This window comes from Mesorhizobium sp. ESP7-2 (assembly GCF_020164715.1).
Taxonomy (GTDB): domain Bacteria; phylum Pseudomonadota; class Alphaproteobacteria; order Rhizobiales; family Rhizobiaceae; genus Mesorhizobium.
Window position 1 is genome coordinate 174,488 of record NZ_JAIUGQ010000001.1, and the last position, 16,904, is coordinate 191,391.

At 62.6% G+C, this 16,904-nt stretch carries 15 protein-coding genes; 11 read left to right on the forward strand and 4 right to left on the reverse strand.

Annotated elements, in window-relative coordinates; translation table 11 throughout:
- Nucleotides 1-36 precede the first annotated feature (36 nt).
- Nucleotides 37-939 carry a LysR substrate-binding domain-containing protein gene (locus LB543_RS00930; RefSeq protein WP_140755620.1) on the reverse strand — a complete coding sequence of 301 codons (903 nt, stop codon included), beginning with the start codon at nt 937-939 and terminating at the stop codon, nt 37-39.
- Between the two features lie 92 nt (nt 940-1,031).
- Here LB543_RS00930 and LB543_RS00935 point away from each other — a divergent pair, with 92 nt between their 5' ends.
- From LB543_RS00935 to LB543_RS00965, 7 genes are all read left to right on the forward strand, one after another.
- Nucleotides 1,032-2,582 (forward strand): trimethylamine methyltransferase family protein, encoded by a 1,551-nt coding sequence (locus LB543_RS00935; RefSeq protein WP_224590408.1) that lies wholly within the window; start codon nt 1,032-1,034, stop codon nt 2,580-2,582.
- Nucleotides 2,583-2,627: 45 nt separating this feature from the next.
- Nucleotides 2,628-4,277 (forward strand): ABC transporter substrate-binding protein, encoded by a 1,650-nt coding sequence (locus LB543_RS00940; RefSeq protein WP_224612271.1) that lies wholly within the window; start codon nt 2,628-2,630, stop codon nt 4,275-4,277.
- A gap of 75 nt (nt 4,278-4,352) precedes the next feature.
- Nucleotides 4,353-6,335 carry an FAD-dependent oxidoreductase gene (locus LB543_RS00945; RefSeq protein WP_224612274.1) on the forward strand — a complete coding sequence of 661 codons (1,983 nt, stop codon included), beginning with the start codon at nt 4,353-4,355 and terminating at the stop codon, nt 6,333-6,335.
- 52 nt (nt 6,336-6,387) lie between these two features.
- Nucleotides 6,388-7,497: a mandelate racemase/muconate lactonizing enzyme family protein gene (locus tag LB543_RS00950; RefSeq protein ID WP_224612276.1), complete on the forward strand. Its 1,110-nt coding sequence runs from the start codon at nt 6,388-6,390 to the stop codon at nt 7,495-7,497.
- Nucleotides 7,498-7,621: 124 nt separating this feature from the next.
- Complete coding sequence (locus tag LB543_RS00955; protein WP_224612285.1) at nt 7,622-8,101, forward strand: DUF3828 domain-containing protein; 480 nt, start codon at nt 7,622-7,624, stop codon at nt 8,099-8,101.
- A gap of 4 nt (nt 8,102-8,105) precedes the next feature.
- Nucleotides 8,106-8,714: a hypothetical protein gene (locus LB543_RS00960; RefSeq protein ID WP_224612296.1), complete on the forward strand. Its 609-nt coding sequence runs from the start codon at nt 8,106-8,108 to the stop codon at nt 8,712-8,714.
- Between the two features lie 28 nt (nt 8,715-8,742).
- Nucleotides 8,743-9,618 (forward strand): alpha/beta hydrolase, encoded by an 876-nt coding sequence (locus tag LB543_RS00965; protein WP_224612306.1) that lies wholly within the window; start codon nt 8,743-8,745, stop codon nt 9,616-9,618.
- A gap of 7 nt (nt 9,619-9,625) precedes the next feature.
- Here LB543_RS00965 and queF read toward each other — a convergent pair whose 3' ends face one another.
- Nucleotides 9,626-10,087 carry a preQ(1) synthase gene (queF, locus tag LB543_RS00970; protein WP_224612307.1) on the reverse strand — a complete coding sequence of 154 codons (462 nt, stop codon included), beginning with the start codon at nt 10,085-10,087 and terminating at the stop codon, nt 9,626-9,628.
- 57 nt (nt 10,088-10,144) lie between these two features.
- Between queF and LB543_RS00975 the strand changes: the two genes are divergently transcribed.
- The gene (locus LB543_RS00975) at nt 10,145-12,190 is read left to right on the forward strand and encodes an FAD-dependent oxidoreductase (RefSeq protein ID WP_224612309.1); all 2,046 of its coding nucleotides are present in this window, start codon (nt 10,145-10,147) and stop codon (nt 12,188-12,190) included.
- A gap of 100 nt (nt 12,191-12,290) precedes the next feature.
- On the opposite strand, the gene LB543_RS00980 is transcribed toward LB543_RS00975, so the two are convergent.
- Entirely contained in the window at nt 12,291-12,698 is a 408-nt protein-coding gene (locus tag LB543_RS00980; protein ID WP_224612311.1) for a hypothetical protein, read from the reverse strand.
- 145 nt (nt 12,699-12,843) lie between these two features.
- Between LB543_RS00980 and LB543_RS00985 the strand changes: the two genes are divergently transcribed.
- On the forward strand, nt 12,844-13,272 hold the full coding sequence (locus tag LB543_RS00985) for a MarR family winged helix-turn-helix transcriptional regulator (protein ID WP_224612313.1): 429 nt from the start codon (nt 12,844-12,846) through the stop codon (nt 13,270-13,272).
- Nucleotides 13,273-13,296: 24 nt separating this feature from the next.
- On the opposite strand, the gene LB543_RS00990 is transcribed toward LB543_RS00985, so the two are convergent.
- Complete coding sequence (locus tag LB543_RS00990) at nt 13,297-15,369, reverse strand: putative bifunctional diguanylate cyclase/phosphodiesterase (RefSeq protein ID WP_224612314.1); 2,073 nt, start codon at nt 15,367-15,369, stop codon at nt 13,297-13,299.
- A 115-nt stretch (nt 15,370-15,484) separates the two neighbouring features.
- On the opposite strand from LB543_RS00990, the gene LB543_RS00995 reads away from it, so the two are divergent.
- Both LB543_RS00995 and LB543_RS01000 read left to right on the forward strand, forming a co-directional pair.
- Nucleotides 15,485-15,670: a hypothetical protein gene (locus tag LB543_RS00995; RefSeq protein ID WP_140809033.1), complete on the forward strand. Its 186-nt coding sequence runs from the start codon at nt 15,485-15,487 to the stop codon at nt 15,668-15,670.
- Nucleotides 15,671-15,672: 2 nt separating this feature from the next.
- Nucleotides 15,673-16,860, forward strand: coding sequence for a glycine C-acetyltransferase (locus tag LB543_RS01000; protein ID WP_224612316.1), 1,188 nt, complete (start codon nt 15,673-15,675; stop codon nt 16,858-16,860).
- Nucleotides 16,861-16,904: the final 44 nt, after the last annotated feature.

Sequence of the window (16,904 nt, forward strand, 5' to 3'; positions counted from 1 at the left end):
TCTTACACGGATTCGGTCGGTGCGTGCGAGGCCACTTTACGCCTGCGCGACCAGCCAGTCTCTTACCTTGCGGGCATTGTCCGAGAGCTCGCGGTTCTTCGGCCAGATGACGTAGAACGCGGTGCCCGTCTTCATGACGTGGTCCGTTACCGGCACCAGCAGCCCGGTCGACAGCAGCCGCTCGACAAGGTGGCGCCAGCCGAGCGCGATTCCTTGCCCTTCCATGACCGCCTGGATCACGATCGCATAGTCATTGATGCGCAAGCCACGCTCCGCATTGCGGAGGCTGGCGCCGGCCGACTGGAACCATTCGTCCCAGTTCGGGGCCTCGCGATAGGGCTCCTCCAGATGAATGAGGCGGTGTGTCGCCAGTTGCTCCACGGTCTCAGGCCGGCCGAATTTCGTCAGATAGCTGGGACCCGCGACCGGAAAAATCTCTTCGTCGGAGAGTGATAACGAATGGTAGTCCGGCCAGTCGCGTGGCACGCCTCCGCGCACGGCGAGCGGAATGCCTTCGGCTATGATGTCGAGATCGCGGTCGCCGGTCTGGATGCGAAGGTCAATGCCCGGCAGCTCGTCGCGGAACCGCTGCAGGCGCGGCATCATCCAGAACGAACCGAAGGCCGTCGAGGCGGCGAGCGTCACATGGCCGCCGGTCGCCTGCAGGCGCAGATCCTCCGCCGACTTGCGGATGTGGGAAAGGCCGAGCGAGACGTCGGCATGGAAGCGCTCGCCGGCCTCGGTCAGGCTGACCTGGCGATGGCGGCGCTGGAACAGCTGGGCGCCGAGCTGCTCCTCCAGGCCGCGCACCGCATAGGAAACGGCAGCCTGGGTCATGCCGAGCTCGCGCCCGGCGGCGGTGAAGCTCGACAGCCGGCCCGCCGCCTCGAAGACGATCAGGCTGCCGGCGGAGGGCAGGAGATGGCGTAGGTTTCGCATAAGCACAGCTTATACAAGAGATCAGGATTTTCCAGCGTCACAGCTGTATTTCACCTCGCTAAGTTGACCTGGATCGAAGGGATGGAGGCTCCATGAACGCACCGGCCGCTGAATTGACCGAGCAAACCCATCGCCGTGGCGGTGGCCGTCTCGGGCGCAAGGCGCTTCGTGGGGCACCGATCGCGTCGTTCCCAACCCTGGTCCGTCAGATTCCGGTGTACCAGATGGTTCCGGACGAGGCGGTGGAGCTGATCCACGAGGAATCGCTCAAGATCCTCGAGGAGGTCGGTTGCGAGTTCCGCGACGACGGAGCGATCGAGCTCTGGAAAGCGGCCGGAGCCGATGTCAGGGAGACACGTGTGCGCATCGACCGCGCGCTGCTGATGGAACTGGTCTCGAAGGTTCCGCCGGAATTCACGCTCAATGCGCGCAATCCCGAGCGCACGGTTCGCGTCGGCGGCAAGAACTCGATCTTCGTGCCGATGTATGGCGCGCCTTATGTCCGCGACCTCGAGAACAACAGGCGCTACGGCACGCTCGCCGACCTCAACAATTTCCACAAGCTCGCCTATATGGCGCCGGCGCTGCACTCGTCGAGCTCGATCATCTGCGAGCCGATGGAGATACCGGTGCCGAAGCGGCATCTGCACATCATCCACTCGGCGCTGAAACATTCCGACAAGCCGTTCATGGGCATCGTGACGTCGAAGGAGCGCGCCGAGGACACGATGGCGATGGCTGGCATCGTCTTCGGCGAGGAATTCGTGCGCGACAACCCTGTGCTGGTGGCGATCACCAACTGCAATTCGCCGCTGGTGTGGGACGCCACCATGATCGACGCCATGCGGGTCTATGCGAGCCACAATCAGCCACTGATCCTGGCGCCTTTCGCGCTGTGCGGCGCCTCCACCTCGGCTTCCGCCGTCGGCGCGGTGGCGCAGGTCAACGCCGAGGCGCTTGCGGGCGTGGCGCTGACCCAGCTCATTCGCCCCGGCTCGCCGCAAATCTACGGTCAGTTCATGGTGACGGTCGACATGAAGACCGGCGCGCCGATGGGCGGCACGCCGGAGGCCGCGCAGATGATGTATCTGATGGGCGCATTGGCGCGGAAATACAAACTGCCGTGGCGCACCTCGGGCTTCCATGTCGGCTCGAAACTCAACGATGCCCAGGCCGGCTATGAGGCGAACATGCTGATGCATGCAGCCATTCTTGCCGGCGCCAACTACATCTGGCATTCGGCCGGCTGGCTGGAAGCGGGTCTCACTTGCGGTTACTCGAAATTCGCCACCGACTGCGAACAGCTCGTCGGCTGGTACAAATACGCGGGCGGCCTGCCTTTCGACGATTTCAAGGACGCGATGGCGGCGATCCGCGAAGTCGGGCCGCAGGGCCATTTCCTCGGCACCCAGCACACGCTCGAGCATTTCGAGAAGGCTTTCTTCATGCCGAGCATCATGGACTTCAACTCCTACGAACAATGGAAGGCGGAGGGGGCGAAGGACCACGACACGCGCGGCCGCGAGAAGGCGCGCAACATGCTCGCCGATTATGAAGAGCCGAAACTCGACGAGGGTATCGCCGACGGTCTCAAGGATTTGATCGCGCGGCGCGAGGAAAAATTGCCCGACAGCGTTAGTTGAAAGAAAACGGGCGAAGACCCGACGGAACCAATGGGAGAAAGAAAAATGACGATTTTTAGAAGCAACGGCGATCGCGTCCCGGCCGCCATCGAGGCGATGGCCGAAGAGGCCCGCGCTGGCCGCATGGACCGGCGCGAGTTCCTGGCGCTGGCGAGCGCCTTCGGCGCTTCAACGGCTGTTGCCTATGGCATGATCGGGCTCGCGGTTCCGACAAAGGCTCTTGCCGATGAGCCGAAGAAGGGCGGAACGCTGCATGTCGCGATGTCGGTCAAGGCGCAGAAGGATCCGCGCACCTATGACTGGACAGAGATGGCAAACGTCACCCGCGCTTGGCTGGAGCCGCTCGTTCGCTATACCCGCCAGTTCACTTTCGAGCCGGTGCTGCTGGAAAGCTGGGACATCAACGACGACGCCACCGAATATACACTGCACCTGCGCAAGGGCGTCACCTGGAACAATGGCGATGCTTTCAACGCCGACGACGTGATCGTCAATCTGAACCGCTGGTGCGAGAAGGGTGCCTCCGGTAATTCCATGGCCGCGCGTGTCGGCGCGCTGATCGACGCCAAGACCGGCAAGGCGAAGGACGGCGCCATCACCAAGGTCGACGACCACACAGTGAAGCTGAAGCTTTCCGAACCCGACATCTCGATCATCCCGAATTTCACCGACTATCCGGCGCTCGTCGTGCATCGCGACTTCGACAAGGACGGCGCCGACCCGATCAAGAAGCCGGTCGGTACCGGAGCTTTCGAACTGGTGTCCTACGCTGTCGGGACAAAGGCGGTCGTCAAGCGCCGCGAGAACGGCAAGTGGTGGGGTGGCGAGGCGCCGCTCGACGGTGCCGAATTCATCGACTACGGCACCGATTTCAACGCCACGGTGAGCGCTTTCGACTCAGGCGAGATCGACGTCGATTTCGAAACGCCGGCCGATTTCATCGACATCCTCGACAAGATGAACCTCGTGAAATCGGAAGTCGCGACGGCGACCACGCTGGTTGCCCGCACCAACATCACGCACAAGCCCTACGACGATCAGCGGGTCCGTAACGCCCTGCAGATGGCTGTCGACAACAACGCCGTCCTGCAGCTCGGCTATAATGGCCGCGGTACGGTGGGCGAAAACCACCATGTCAGCCCGATCCATCCGGAATACTATCCGTTGCCCAAGAAGACGCGGGACGTGGCGGGCGCCAAGAAGCTGATGGCCGACGCTGGACAGGCCAACTTCGAGCATGAACTGATCACCGTCGAGGACGAATGGCAGAAGAACACCGGCGACGCGATCGCCGGCCAGTTGCGTGAAGCCGGTATAAAGGTGAAGCGTACCGTTCTGCCTGGCTCGACCTTCTGGAACGACTGGACGAAATATCCCTATTCCATGACGATCTGGTACATGCGCCCGCTCGGCGTGCAGGTGCTGGCGCTCGGCTATCGTACGGGCGAGGCCTGGAATGAGACGGCCTATTCCAATCCGGAATTCGATGCCAAGCTCAAGCAGGCGCTGGCCCTGACTGATGTCGCCAAGCGCAAGGAGGTCATGAAGGATGTCGAGCAGATCCTGCAGGACTCCGGCGTCATCATCCAGCCGTTCTGGCAGAAGCTCTACTGCCACATGAACAAGAAGGTGAAGAACTACGGCATGCACCAGACCTATGAAATAGATCTCCAGAACGTCTGGCTGGATGCCTAACTCCCCAAGACCGCCAAAAAGCTGCGACCGGCACCTCTCTGAGGTGCCGGTCGCACGTTAAAGGAGAGAGGGTGCATGTCTGAACGGGTCTTCAAGCGTCTGTTCGAGCCGGCAATGTTGCGCGGCAAGACGTTACGCAACAGGATCGTGTTCGGAGCCCATACCGCCAATATGGCGGTAGAGGGGCTGCCGACCGCGCGGCATGTCGGCTACTACGCGGAACGCGCCATCGGCGGCGCCGGCATGATCGTGGTCGAGCCGATGCCCGTGCACCAGGCCGCCGTGCTTACCCGCGGCAATTTCAGCCCTTCCGATGACCGCGTGGTTCCACATTTTCGCAAAGTAACTGACGCAATCCGCGGCAACGGCGCCATCGCCATCCAGCAGCTCTACCATGTCGGTCAGCACGCTGACGCGGACAACTCGTTTCATGCCGGTTGGTCGCCTTCGGGCCTGCCGAGCTACCACGATTCCGACGGTTCGCATCGGATGTTCGAAGCCGAGATTGAAGAGACGATCGACGGCTTTGTCCAGGCGGCGCGCCGTTGCCGCGAGGCCGGCTTCGACGGCGTCGAGGTCTGGGCGGCGTACCATTCGATGCTGGACCAGTTCTGGACGCCATGGTCGAACCGCCGGGACGACCGATGGGGCGGCAGCCTTGAAAACCGCACCCGGATGAGCCGTGAGGTGATGACCAGGATTCGCCGGGAATGCGGCGACGATTTCATCATCGGTCTTGCGATCAACGATGAGCCCGAAGTCGAAGTGGCGCTGAAGCGCGAAGCGCTGGCCGAGATAATCGACCTCCACGACCGCGATGTCTTGATGGACTATGTGACTTGTGGAACGGGTTCCTACTTCGACTTCTACAAGATCATGCCGACCTTTGTTTATCCGGAGAAGCTTGGTGCCGACCTGGCGTCCGTGCTCAAATCCACCGTGCGTCATGCGTTGATCACCGCCGAGAGCCATATCCGCACGCCCGAAAACGCCGAGAGCGTGTTGAGCGAAGGTCGCGCCGACCTCGTTTCCATCGTGCGCGGGCAGATCGCCGATCCGCATTTGGCCGCAAAGGCTGCCGCCGGCCGGCCGCAAGACATTCGCGGCTGCCTGTCCTGCAACCAGATGTGCTGGGGCCGGCGCAGCCGCGACTACTGGATCAGCTGCGTCATCAATCCTTCCGCGGGGCGGGAATGGGAGTGGGGCGGTGATCGCTTCGCTCCGGCCGCCCAGCCGAAGCGCGTGCTGGTCGTCGGCGGCGGGCCGGCCGGTCTCGAAGCGGCGCGCGCCGCGGCCGAGCGCGGTCATCGCGTGACACTGGCCGAGGCATCCGACCGCCTCGGCGGGCAGTTCCGTCTTGCCGGACTGCAGCCGCGCCGCGCCCAGATTCTGGATCTGATCGACTGGTACGAGCGCCAGCTCGGCCAGCTTCAGGTCGACATCCGCTACGGGCAGTATGTCGAAGCCGACGATGTCGAGCGCGAAGGTGCGGACCACGTCATCGTCGCGACCGGCTCGATGCCGCCGGACGGCGCTTTCCAGCGAGCCTTGCCGCACCGGGGCAGCATTCCGGGCGGCGGGCCGGTGCTCTCGGCCGAGGCGGTGATGGCCCGTGAGGCGAGGCCGGGAAAAAATGTTCTGTTGCTGGACGATGGCGGGAATTGGAAAGGGTGCGGCACCGCCTGGAAACTCGCCGAGGACGGTCACAATGTGACGCTCGTGACACCGGACGCCCTGGTTGGCAAAGAGCTTCAGCGAATGGCCGTCGACGCGCCGCTGCGCCGGGCGCTCGCCAAACTGCGGGTGCGGTTTGTGACCGAGAGCGCCGTCGTTCACTGGGATGGCAAGGCGGCCAGGATTGCTTCGCTGCTCGACGGAACCGAGCAGGAGATCGAAGCCGATGCTTTGGTCTTCGCCGCCACCAGCATGGCCCAGGACAGCCTGTCCATCGAGCTCGAAAGGCGCGGAATTATGCATACCTCCATCGGCGATTGTACCGCCTCCAGACAGGCGGCATTTGCCATCCATGACGGGCGCAAGGTGGCGCTTGATCTTTGACGATTGCGAAAGGCGCCAGACCGGGCAAGGCATGAACAGGGCTAATGTCTGAATGCGTATCAAGTCAATCAAAGTCTATAAGGTGCTTCTGCCTGTCAAAGGCGGTGCCTACCGGATGGCCAGCGATACCGTGCAGAACTTGGACAGCACGCTGGTTGAAGTGACCACCGAGGATGGACTATCAGGCTGGGGCGAGACTTGCCCGATCGGCCCTGTTTATCAGCCCCAGCATGCTCTTGGCGCGAGAGCGGCAATTGCTGAAATAGCGCCTGGACTCGTCGGCGAGGACACGGCGTCCATGCGCCGCCTCGCCAAAAAAATGGACGAACGGCTGAACGGTCACAACTATGCCAAGGCAGCCTTGGATATAGCCTTCCTAGACCTCGCCGGCCAGCGGCTGGGCGTCCCTGTTTCAACACTTCTCGGCGGTGCGCTCACCGATCGCGTGCCGTCCTACTACTCGACCATCGTCGGTGCTCCGGACGAGACCGCGCGTATTGCCGCCGACAAGGTCAATGCCGGATATCCACGGCTTCAGATCAAGATCGGCGGGCGGGATCTCGAACAAGACGTCGCCACTGTGCACAAAGTATGGGAGGCGGTTGGCTTCAAGGCCCGGATAGCCGTCGACGCCAATCGCGGCCTGACCGCTGCCGCGGCACTGCACATCGATCGGCTTTGCCAGGCAATCCCGTTCGTGTTCGAACAGCCTTGCAACACCATGGAGGAAGTCGCTGGTCTCAAGGGACGCGTTACCCATCCGATCTATCTCGATGAGAATACCGAGGATTTGAATGCGGTGCTGCGGGCAGTTTCGTCAGGTATTGCGGACGGATTTGGATTGAAGGTCACCCGCCTTGGCGGCCTTACCAAGATGGCCACGGTCCGCGACCTGTGTGCGATACGATCTGTCCCGCACAGCTGCGACGACGCCTGGGGCGGAGACGTCATCGCCGCGGCATGCGTCCACCTCGCCGCCACCGTCGAGCCGAGACGTTTCGAGGGAGCCTGGATCGCGCAGGAATACATCGAAGGGCATACGGATCCCGTAAACCCGATCGTGATCGAGAACGGGCATATACGCGTCCCGCAGGTCCCAGGGCTCGGTGTCAAGCCTGAACGCTCCCAACTCAACGCGCCGATTGCCACTTTCGGAGACTAAGGATCGTTGGATGTGATCTATGCAAGTAGACGAGCCACTCGAAGGCTTCATGAGCCGCAAAAAAGCCGATATGCACGATGCGTGGTATTGATTGCTTTCCGCAGCCAAACATTCGGGGAAATCCATGAAACTGCCGCTCACTGCCATCCTGTCGATTGCCGCACCAGCCGCCGCCCTGGCCGGTCCGGCGTCCGACGCCGTGAAGTTCTTCTATGTTCCGCAGGTCAAGTTCGAGGCCGACGCGCATTATCGCGATCGCTTCACCGCGCCGGTGACGAAACTGTTCGACCTCAACGACCAGGCGACCAAGAAGAATCCGGACCAGGTCGCCTGTATCGACTTCGACCCCGGCCTGGACGCGCAGGATTTCGACCAGAAGACCCTTTCCAAGACTCTGAAGCTGTCCGAGACGGTGGATGGCGACACGGCGCAAGTGGTGGCGAACTTCAGCCTTTTTCCGGAAGGAGGAGACGATTCGCAGCGCGAGATGCACTGGTCGCTGAAGAAGGTCGACGGCAAGTGGAAGATATCGGACATTGCATCGAAGACCAGCGACTGGACGCTGAGCCAACTCGAATGCATGGCGGGCCAAGATCCGGAGTGAGGCAATGGCCGGCCGCGCGTTCCTGCTATTGTCGGCCATGTGCCTGCTGGTGGCTGGCTTGAGCGGCGCAGCCGCTCAAGGGCTGCTGGGCGCGCCGCCGGCAAATGCGCCGGCCGCGACCGCGCCTGATGACAGCGGGACGCCGCAGGCGACCGCGCCTGGCGGAGCCGCGGAGCCGGCGACGCCACCCGTCGCATCGCCGCCCAGCGGGCCTGCCGCCTCCATCCAGCCGGGGTCGCCGACAGCGGTCGTGCGGCCGTTTTACGATCAGGTCGGCCTGGAGGTCGATCCGGCCCAGCGCGGCCATTTCATCGACCCGGCCAAAACCGTGCTCGACAAGAGCGACGCCTTGCGCAAATCCGGGCAGGGCGAATGCCTGGACCCCAACATGGCGCTCGACAATGCCGACTACGACAAGGCCGAGATCGACAAGAGCCTGAAGACGCTCGAGGCGATTAACGGCGATCAGGCCAAGGTCATCGTCGCCTTCGTCGTCGCCGGCAACCCGCACCGCCTCGAATGGAAGTTCAAGAAGGTCGGCGGCGAATGGAAGATATCGGACCTTTTGTCGGTGACCGGCGAATGGGCGCTCAGCCAGTACCAGTGCGAATGAGCCGTCGTGTGCTTCCGGGTGGTCGGCGATGAAGCTTCGCGTTTTGCTGGCAATAGCGCTGGTCGGACTCGGCACTGCCGCCTGCGTCGTCGATTGGCGCATAGGCTCGATGCTGATCGCCCGCGAAACCCGGCAAGCTCTGGCGGCGCCCGGCGACTTCCCCGTCCAACGTGTCGTGCTCGACCAGGCTGGCGCGCCCGAGCTGGTCGGCTGGGTGGTCGATCGAAAGGGCAGTTGCGGTGCGATCGTTCTGCTGCACGGCCGCGGCGCCAACAGGCTCGCCTTGGTTCAAAGGGCAAAATTGCTGCTCGACGCCGGGTATTCCGTCGTCCTATTCGATCTGTCGGGGCACGGCGAGAGCGGCGGCGCCGTTCAAGGTTTTGGCTACAACGAAGGCCAGGATGCCATCCGCATCATGGCCTTCGCCAGGCAAAGGTTTCCCGGCCAGAAGCTCGGCGCCGCCGGCTCATCGCTTGGTGCCGCCGCTTTCGTCTTTGCCACCCCGCAAGCTTCTGCCGATGCCTATGTGCTGGAACAGCTCTACGCGACCTTGCGCGAAACGACGGCTTGGCGAATGCCCTTCCACTTCTGGCGTGGTTTCCAGGCCGATGTCCTGCTGGCGCAGATGCCGCTTCGTCTCGGGTTGAGCGCCGATGACGTCAGGCCGGTTGACCGCCTTGGCAAGATCGGCAGGCCGCTGATACTACTTGCAGGTAGCACCGATCCCTTCATCGATCGTGGTCAGGTGCTGGCGATGCAGAATGCTGCTGCCGGCTCACAACTGGTCTGGTTCGAAGGGGCAGGCCATGTCGACCTGCTGCGCTATGACCAGCCCCGCTATCGCGATGCGGTTCTTCCGTTCCTTGCCACAAAACTGTGCCGGACTGGTGCTGGCAATGGCTGACATCAGCTCACCCACGTCCGCGATAGGGCGCAACGCCTGTATCCGGCAGCCAGGCGCCTTCCGGTGGTGCGCCAGTTTGCCAGAACACGTCGATCGGAATGCCGCCGCGCGGATACCAATAGCCGCCTATGCGCAACCAGAGCGGCTTGGTCGCGGCCACGATGCGCCGTCCGATCATCACCGTGCAGTCTTCATGGAAAGCGCCATGGTTGCGAAACGAGGTCATGAACAGCTTGAGCGATTTCGATTCCACGAGGGCAGCATCGGGGGCGTAGTCGATGACGATATGGGCGAAATCCGGCTGTCCGGTCACCGGACAGAGCGAGGTGAATTCCGGGACAGTGAAACGCACGATCGCCGGCGGTCCGTCGCCGCGCGAAAACGGCACGGTTTCCAGGACCGCAGCTTCGGGGCTCTGTGGCGTCTCGACGTGGGTGCCGAGCTGGGTGAGGGTTTTGGTATCGATCATAAGCGGTTTTCCTTGGATTTGCCGCTCATTAACACAAATTAAAACGGCAGGAAGACGATGATCAGCAACGACCCGCTTCTCCAACCCTACCAGCTCAAGCATTTGACGCTGAAGAACCGGGTGATGTCGACCAGCCACGAGCCTGCCTACTCGGACGACGGCATGCCGAAGCAGCGCTATCGGCTCTACCATGCCGAAAAGGCCAAGGGCGGCATGGCGCTGACCATGACCGCAGGCTCGGCCATCGTTTCGCGCGACAGCCCGGCCGCCTTCGGCAATCTGCATGTCTATGACGACCGCATCGTTCCATGGCTGGCCGAACTCACTGACGCCTGCCACGAGCATGACTGCAAGGTGATGATCCAGATCACCCATCTTGGCCGCCGCACCGGCTGGAACAAGGCCGACTGGCTGCCGGTGCTGTCAGCCTCGCCGGTGCGCGAGCCGGCGCATCGTGCTTTCCCCAAGACCATAGAGGAGTGGGATATCGAGCGCATCGTCGCCGACTATGCATCGGCCGCGCAGCGCTGCCAGGCAGCTGGCCTAGATGGCATCGAGTTCGAATCCTACGGTCATCTGATGGATGGCTTCTGGTCGCCTGCCACCAATTATCGCGACGACGAGTATGGCGGTTCGCTCGACAATCGGTTGCGCTTCACCAATATGGTGCTCGATGCGGTGAGGGCGGCGGTCGGTGAGAAATTCGTCGTCGGCATCCGCATGGTCGCCGACGAGGATTTCGAAAAAGGCCTGTCGAAGGAGGAGGGCATTGAGATCGCCAGGCGGCTCGCAAACTCCGGCAAGGTCGACTTCCTCAACATCATCCGTGGCTCGATCGAGACCGACGCGGCACTGACCAAGGTCATCCCGGTGACCGGCATGCGGTCCTCGCCGCATCTCGATTTCGTGGGCGAGGTGAGGGCGGCGACGAAATTCCCGACCTTCCACGCGGCGCGCATTTCCGACGTCGCCACCGCACGCCATGCGATCGCCACCGGCAAGCTCGACATGGTCGGCATGACGCGCGCCCACATCGCCGATCCGCACATCATCAAGAAGGTGATGGAGGGCCGCGAGCACGAAATCCGCCCCTGCGTCGGCGCAACCTATTGTCTCGACCGCATCTACGAGGGCGGCGAGGCACTGTGCGTCCACAATGCGGCGACCGGCCGCGAGGCCGATATTCCGCATATCATCGTCAAGACGGAAGGGCCTAGACGGAAAGTCGTCGTCGTCGGCGCCGGCGTCGGCGGACTGGAGGCGGCGCGCGTCGCGGCCGAGCGCGGCCATCAGGTGACGATCCTGGAAGCCTCATCACAAGCCGGCGGCCAGGTCCGTCTGGCGACCCAGAACCCACGCCGCAAGGAGTTGATCGGCATCATCGACTGGCGTCTGGCCGAACTCGACCGGCTCGGCGTCGAGATCCGCTACGATACCTGGGCCGAGCAGGACGACGTCCTGGCGCTGGCGCCCGATGTCGTGGTGATCGCCACCGGCGGCCTGCCGCAGAACCCGCCGCTGGCCTCCGGCGACAATCTCGTCACCTCGAGCTGGGACATCATCGCCGGCAGCGTCAAGCCGGCCGAAAACGTGCTGCTCTATGACGACAATGGCGGCCATCAAGGCATGGGCGCGGCCGAACTGATCGCCAACAGCGGCTCGAAGCTGGAACTGGTGTCGCCGGAGCGGTTCTTCGCCCCCGAAATGGGCGGCATGAACCACGTACCCTATGTCAGGGCTTTCCACGAAAAAGGCGTCACCGTCACCATCAACACGCGCCTGCGCTCGGTGCGGCGCGAGGGCAATCAACTGATCGCGGAACTCGCTTCGGACTTCGCCGATGGCTGGCGCGGGGAGCGGCGCGTCGACCAGGTGGTGGTCGAGCACGGCACCGCGCCCCTCGACGACCTCTATCTGTCGCTGAAGCCGCTGTCGAAGAACGGTGGCGCGGTCGACTACGAACGTCTGGTCAATGGAGGCGACATTTTTCCACCACGCAACCCCGAAGGCGGCTTCGTGTTGTTCCGCATCGGCGATGCGGTCGCCTCCCGCAACATCCACGCCGCCATCTATGATGGGATCAGGTTCGGAATCAGGATTTGATCACGATCAGGTGGCGCGCAACGGCCTTTGCAAGGAGAGCCACCTGCCGCTCTGGTCCGTTGCGCGCCGCGCATGATCGGCTTTCACCGGCCGTGCGATTCTAAAACATCTTGGCGGTCGCCATGCAAAGCACGGTGATGACCAGCAGCCCGCCGGCGATGCGTTCGCCCCGGGTCATTTTCGCGCGCAGCGCCGTTTGGGTCGCGGCATCGGCGCCGGCAAGCTGCCTGCTGGCGGAGCCCACAAGCGCGCCCTGGACGCCGGCGGCGATCAGCGCCGTCAAAATGCCGAGCGCCAGTACCTTCTCCATCGGGCCGAAAGCACCCTCATGGAAGAAATACCAGAGCAGCAAACCGGTCAGGAAAGCCAAAACGGCCGCGCCCATTTGAGGCCGGAAGAACCGCTCTGCTCGGATGTCCGGATCGCGGGCAACCGCGATGGTCGTGCCAGCCCAGAAGACGCCGGCCATGACGTGCAGGCCGATGACGACGATATAGACATATTGCACGATCGCATTCCTCTCATTCGCCCGCCGCCTGCGCGCCGCAACCATGTCGCGATGCCATCAATAAGACAAAGTTAGATATCTAACGGTTAGATGTCAATCATGAAGCCGAGTTTCACGTTGCCACTGCTTGCTCTACTGTCAGATCATGACACCGTTTGAACGCCCGCCGGTCGGCATGAATCTCGGCCGCACCGCCAAGCTTGTTGCCCAGGCCTTCGACGCTGCTTTGGTTGAAGCAGGCGGCACCTTGCCGGTCTGGCTCACGCTGCTGTCGGTCAAGTCGAGCGAGCTTGCCAATCAACGCGCACTCGCCGGCATGATCGGCATCCAGGGCGCGACGCTGACCCATCATCTCAATGCGATGGAGGCGCAGGGCCTGCTGACGCGGCGGCGCGATCCGGTCAACCGCCGGGTTCATCTGGTCGAATTGACGGGCGCGGGAGAAGCGCTGTTCGAGACGTTGCGGCAAGCGGCACTTGTCTTCGACAAGCGGCTTCGCACCGGACTGTCCGACGAGCGTCTGGCGGAATTCGCACAGGTACTGGCGGCGTTACGGAACAATGTGGAGAGCTAGGAGTGCCGAGCCAGGCCGGCCTACCTACGCCAGACTTCCCTGCAATACTGTCAGCCTGGCTTTCTTCGGCATGCGGGCGGTCAGCCATTCCAGCGCCTTGTCATGCGGCATCGGGAAGGCGATGGAATAGCCTTGCACCTGATCACAGCCGATCGCCATGAGCGAGTCGAGTTCCGCCTCGGTTTCGGCGCCCTCGGCGACGATGGAGATGCCCAGCCCCCGGGCAAGTTCGGTGATGGCGCGCACGATCTTGGAATTGTCGCCATTCTCGTGGATGTTCTGGACGAAGCGACGGTCGATCTTGAGCCGGTCGATCTCGTTGGGATTGACGTGGCTGAGCGAAGCATAGCCGGTGCCGAAATCATCGAGTTCCAGATGGACGCCGGACGCCCTTATGTGCCGCAGCTTGGCTGCGATGCCTGTCTTCTCGTCGTCGAGAATGACGGATTCGACGATTTCCAATGACAGCTTCTGCGGCGGCAGTCCGGCCTTCTCCAGCGTCTCGAACAGAAACGCATCGAAATCATGCTCGCGCAACTCCGTGCCCGAGACATTGACGGCAAGCCGTCCGAAGGCAATCCCGGCACGGTTCCATTCCGCAGCCTCGTTGATCGCCTTGCTGATCACGATGCGGCCGATCTCAGGCATGAAGCCGCATTTCTCGGCGACCGGAATGAACTCGCCCGGAGAGATCATGCCGCGCTCGGGGTGGTTCCATCGCACCAGCGCTTCGATGCCGCTGATGGTGCCATGGGTCAGGGAGACCTGCGGCTGGAAATAGGCCTGGAACGCCTTTTCGGAAATGGCGACCTTGATGTCGTGTTCGAGCTGCTTGCGGTAGTCGAGTTCGCGGCGCAGTTCCTCCGAGAAGAACGAGAAGTTGCCGCCCCCCATTTTCTTGGCGGAGTAAAGCGCCAGATCGGCATGGACCAGCAGGTCTTGCGCATTGTCGGCATCGATCGGATAGACCGCGATGCCGCCGCTGGCGCCCGGAAGAATGGTGGTGCCCTGGAACACGATGGGCTCGTTGATGTGCACCAGGATGCGCCGCGCCAGCATGTTGATGTCCTCGGTGCTGCCGGCGCCGTTGAGGATCATCACGAATTCGTCGCCACCGAGCCGCGCGCATAGATCCGACGCCCGACAGGAATCGCGCATGCGCTGTGCGGTCACGACCAGGACATAGTCGCCGGCGGCGTGGCCCAGCGTATCGTTGATCTGCTTGAAGCGGTCGAGGTCGAGCTGGACAACGGCCAGGCGCTCGCGCCGGCGATGCGCGCCCTTGATCAGCGTCTCGAAATGGTCGGTCAGGAAGGTGCGGTTGTGCAGGCCGGTCAGGCCGTCATGCACTGCGATGAACGCCATCGAATTGCGAGCGTCGACCAGTTCACGGGTCTTGCGCAGGATCGCGTTGGACATCGGCCTGAAGATGAACAGCGCCACCAGCAGGATGACGCCGAGGGTGGCGTAGAACAGCGTGCGGTGGAGGGTGAGCAGCTTTTCGGAGCGCTCGTCGGCATCCGCACTGATCCGCTGGCCGAGCGCGGCATAGCCCGACAGCGCGGCGTTGGCGACCGAGGCATCGAGGTTGACTCGTTCGGCGCCGCCCTTGTAGCCGCCATTGTCGAGCTGGTTGAGTTGCGATTCGAAGGCCGAGACCAGCCGGTCACCATTGGCGATCAGGCCAACCGAGAAATAGTCGAGATGGAAGGGCTTGGCGAAAAGCACGCTCTCGATCGACTTCGGATCGAGCTTGGCAGGCGATTGCGGATCCGCGCCAGTCTGCTTGAGCAATTGATCATAACTTGTCTCGAACTCAGCCGTGGCCTGCTTCAGCGCGCTGACCAGCGCCGGCTGCTTGTCGCGCGAGGCGGCGCCCGTTGCGCTGGCAAGGAAAACGATGCGCTGCGACAAGGTCTTCTGCGTACCGACGATGTCGAGCAGCTTGTTGTTGTGCTGCTGGGTGGCCATCGTCTGCTGCAGCAGCACGAAGGAGGCCGCCACCATGGCGGCAATGATCACCAGCGCCAGCCAGTAGCCAGCCTTGATCAGCAGTATAAGTTTGCCTGAAACGGTTTGCACCGGCTGCTGAGACATGTTCGGGGGCGGTCCTCTCGCCAACGGATTTCTGTAGCACCATTGAACTGCAAACGTTAACGGGACCGGAAGTCGACGGCCGGCCGGCAAGGGGGAGGCGCGGAAAGGTCGCGAAATGGTTATCGGGTTCTTTCGCGGCAAGCCCGCATTTGAGCATTCGTCAGTCCATGCGTTCCCGGGTGACCTGGGCAATGTCCATGGCGTCTCGGTTGATGCTGCCCGGCCACCCGATCCGGTCGCTTTTGCGATGGATTTTTTGCGCGGGCCGGACGACAGTCTGCCCACGTCAAACGAGGCCTGACCATGACCGCAGCATTTCTCTCCCATATCGACAGCGAGCTTGCAGGACTGAAATCCGCCGGCCTCTACAAGTCCGAGCGGGTGATTTCCTCGATGCAGTCGGCCGAAATCGAGGTCGGCGGCGAGAAGGTATTGAATTTCTGCGCCAACAACTATCTCGGCCTCGCCGATAGCGCGGACTTGCGCGCGGCGGCCACGCAGGCGCTCGATCGCTACGGCTACGGCATGGCCTCGGTGCGCTTCATCTGCGGCACGCAGGAAGAGCACAAGCAGCTCGAGGCGACGATTTCATCCTTCCTCGGCCTGGAAGACACAATCCTCTACGGCTCCTGCTTCGACGCCAATGGCGGCCTGTTCGAGACGCTGCTCGGTGAGGAAGACGCAGTCATCTCGGATGCGCTGAACCACGCCTCGATCATCGATGGTGTCAGGCTGTCGAAGGCCAAACGCTTCCGCTACGCCAACAACGACGTGGCCGATCTCGAGGCGCGATTGAAGGAAGCGAAGGATTGCCGCTTCCGGCTGATCGCCACCGATGGCGTGTTTTCGATGGACGGCATCATCGCCAATCTCAGGGGTGTCTGTGATCTGGCCGAGAAATACGATGCCATGGTCATGGTCGACGACAGCCATGCGGTCGGTTTCGTCGGCGCAAACGGCCGCGGTTCGGCCGAGCATTGCGGCGTCGAGGGCAGGGTCGACATCATCACCGGCACGCTCGGCAAGGCGCTCGGCGGCGCTTCCGGCGGTTACACCTCTGGCAAAAGTCAGGTCGTCGACTGGCTGCGCCAGCGCTCGAGGCCGTATCTCTTTTCCAACACGCTGATGCCGGCGATCGCCGGCGCCTCGATCAAGGTGTTCGAGCTGATCCGCAATGGTGGTGCCTTGCGCGAGCGCCTATATGCCAATGCGGCGAGGTTCCGATCCCAGATGGGCAAGCTTGGTTTCACGCTGGCCGGGGCCGACCATCCGATCATACCCGTGATGCTCGGTGATGCGACGCTGGCGCAGGAGATGGCCGCGCGCATGCTGAAGCGCGGCATCTATGTCATCGGCTTTTCATTCCCGGTCGTGCCGAAAGGCCAGGCGCGCATCCGCACCCAGATGTCGGCGGCGCATTCCAGCGCCGATATCGACCGCGCGGTGGAGGCCTTTGGCGCGGTCGGCAAGGAATTGGGCGTGATTTCCTGAGCGTCGAAAAGCGATTCCGGATCAAGAGATTCAAGGGACAAAAG

Coding starts and splice junctions, on each gene's coding strand:
- LB543_RS00930 (WP_140755620.1), bottom strand. CDS start 939: ATGCGAAACCTACGCCATCTCCTGCCCTCCGCCGGCAGCCTGATCGTC.
- LB543_RS00935 (WP_224590408.1), top strand. CDS start 1,032: ATGAACGCACCGGCCGCTGAATTGACCGAGCAAACCCATCGCCGTGGC.
- LB543_RS00940 (WP_224612271.1), top strand. CDS start 2,628: ATGACGATTTTTAGAAGCAACGGCGATCGCGTCCCGGCCGCCATCGAG.
- LB543_RS00945 (WP_224612274.1), top strand. CDS start 4,353: ATGTCTGAACGGGTCTTCAAGCGTCTGTTCGAGCCGGCAATGTTGCGC.
- LB543_RS00950 (WP_224612276.1), top strand. CDS start 6,388: ATGCGTATCAAGTCAATCAAAGTCTATAAGGTGCTTCTGCCTGTCAAA.
- LB543_RS00955 (WP_224612285.1), top strand. CDS start 7,622: ATGAAACTGCCGCTCACTGCCATCCTGTCGATTGCCGCACCAGCCGCC.
- LB543_RS00960 (WP_224612296.1), top strand. CDS start 8,106: ATGGCCGGCCGCGCGTTCCTGCTATTGTCGGCCATGTGCCTGCTGGTG.
- LB543_RS00965 (WP_224612306.1), top strand. CDS start 8,743: ATGAAGCTTCGCGTTTTGCTGGCAATAGCGCTGGTCGGACTCGGCACT.
- queF (WP_224612307.1), bottom strand. CDS start 10,087: ATGATCGATACCAAAACCCTCACCCAGCTCGGCACCCACGTCGAGACG.
- LB543_RS00975 (WP_224612309.1), top strand. CDS start 10,145: ATGATCAGCAACGACCCGCTTCTCCAACCCTACCAGCTCAAGCATTTG.
- LB543_RS00985 (WP_224612313.1), top strand. CDS start 12,844: ATGACACCGTTTGAACGCCCGCCGGTCGGCATGAATCTCGGCCGCACC.
- LB543_RS00990 (WP_224612314.1), bottom strand. CDS start 15,369: ATGTCTCAGCAGCCGGTGCAAACCGTTTCAGGCAAACTTATACTGCTG.
- LB543_RS00995 (WP_140809033.1), top strand. CDS start 15,485: ATGGTTATCGGGTTCTTTCGCGGCAAGCCCGCATTTGAGCATTCGTCA.
- LB543_RS01000 (WP_224612316.1), top strand. CDS start 15,673: ATGACCGCAGCATTTCTCTCCCATATCGACAGCGAGCTTGCAGGACTG.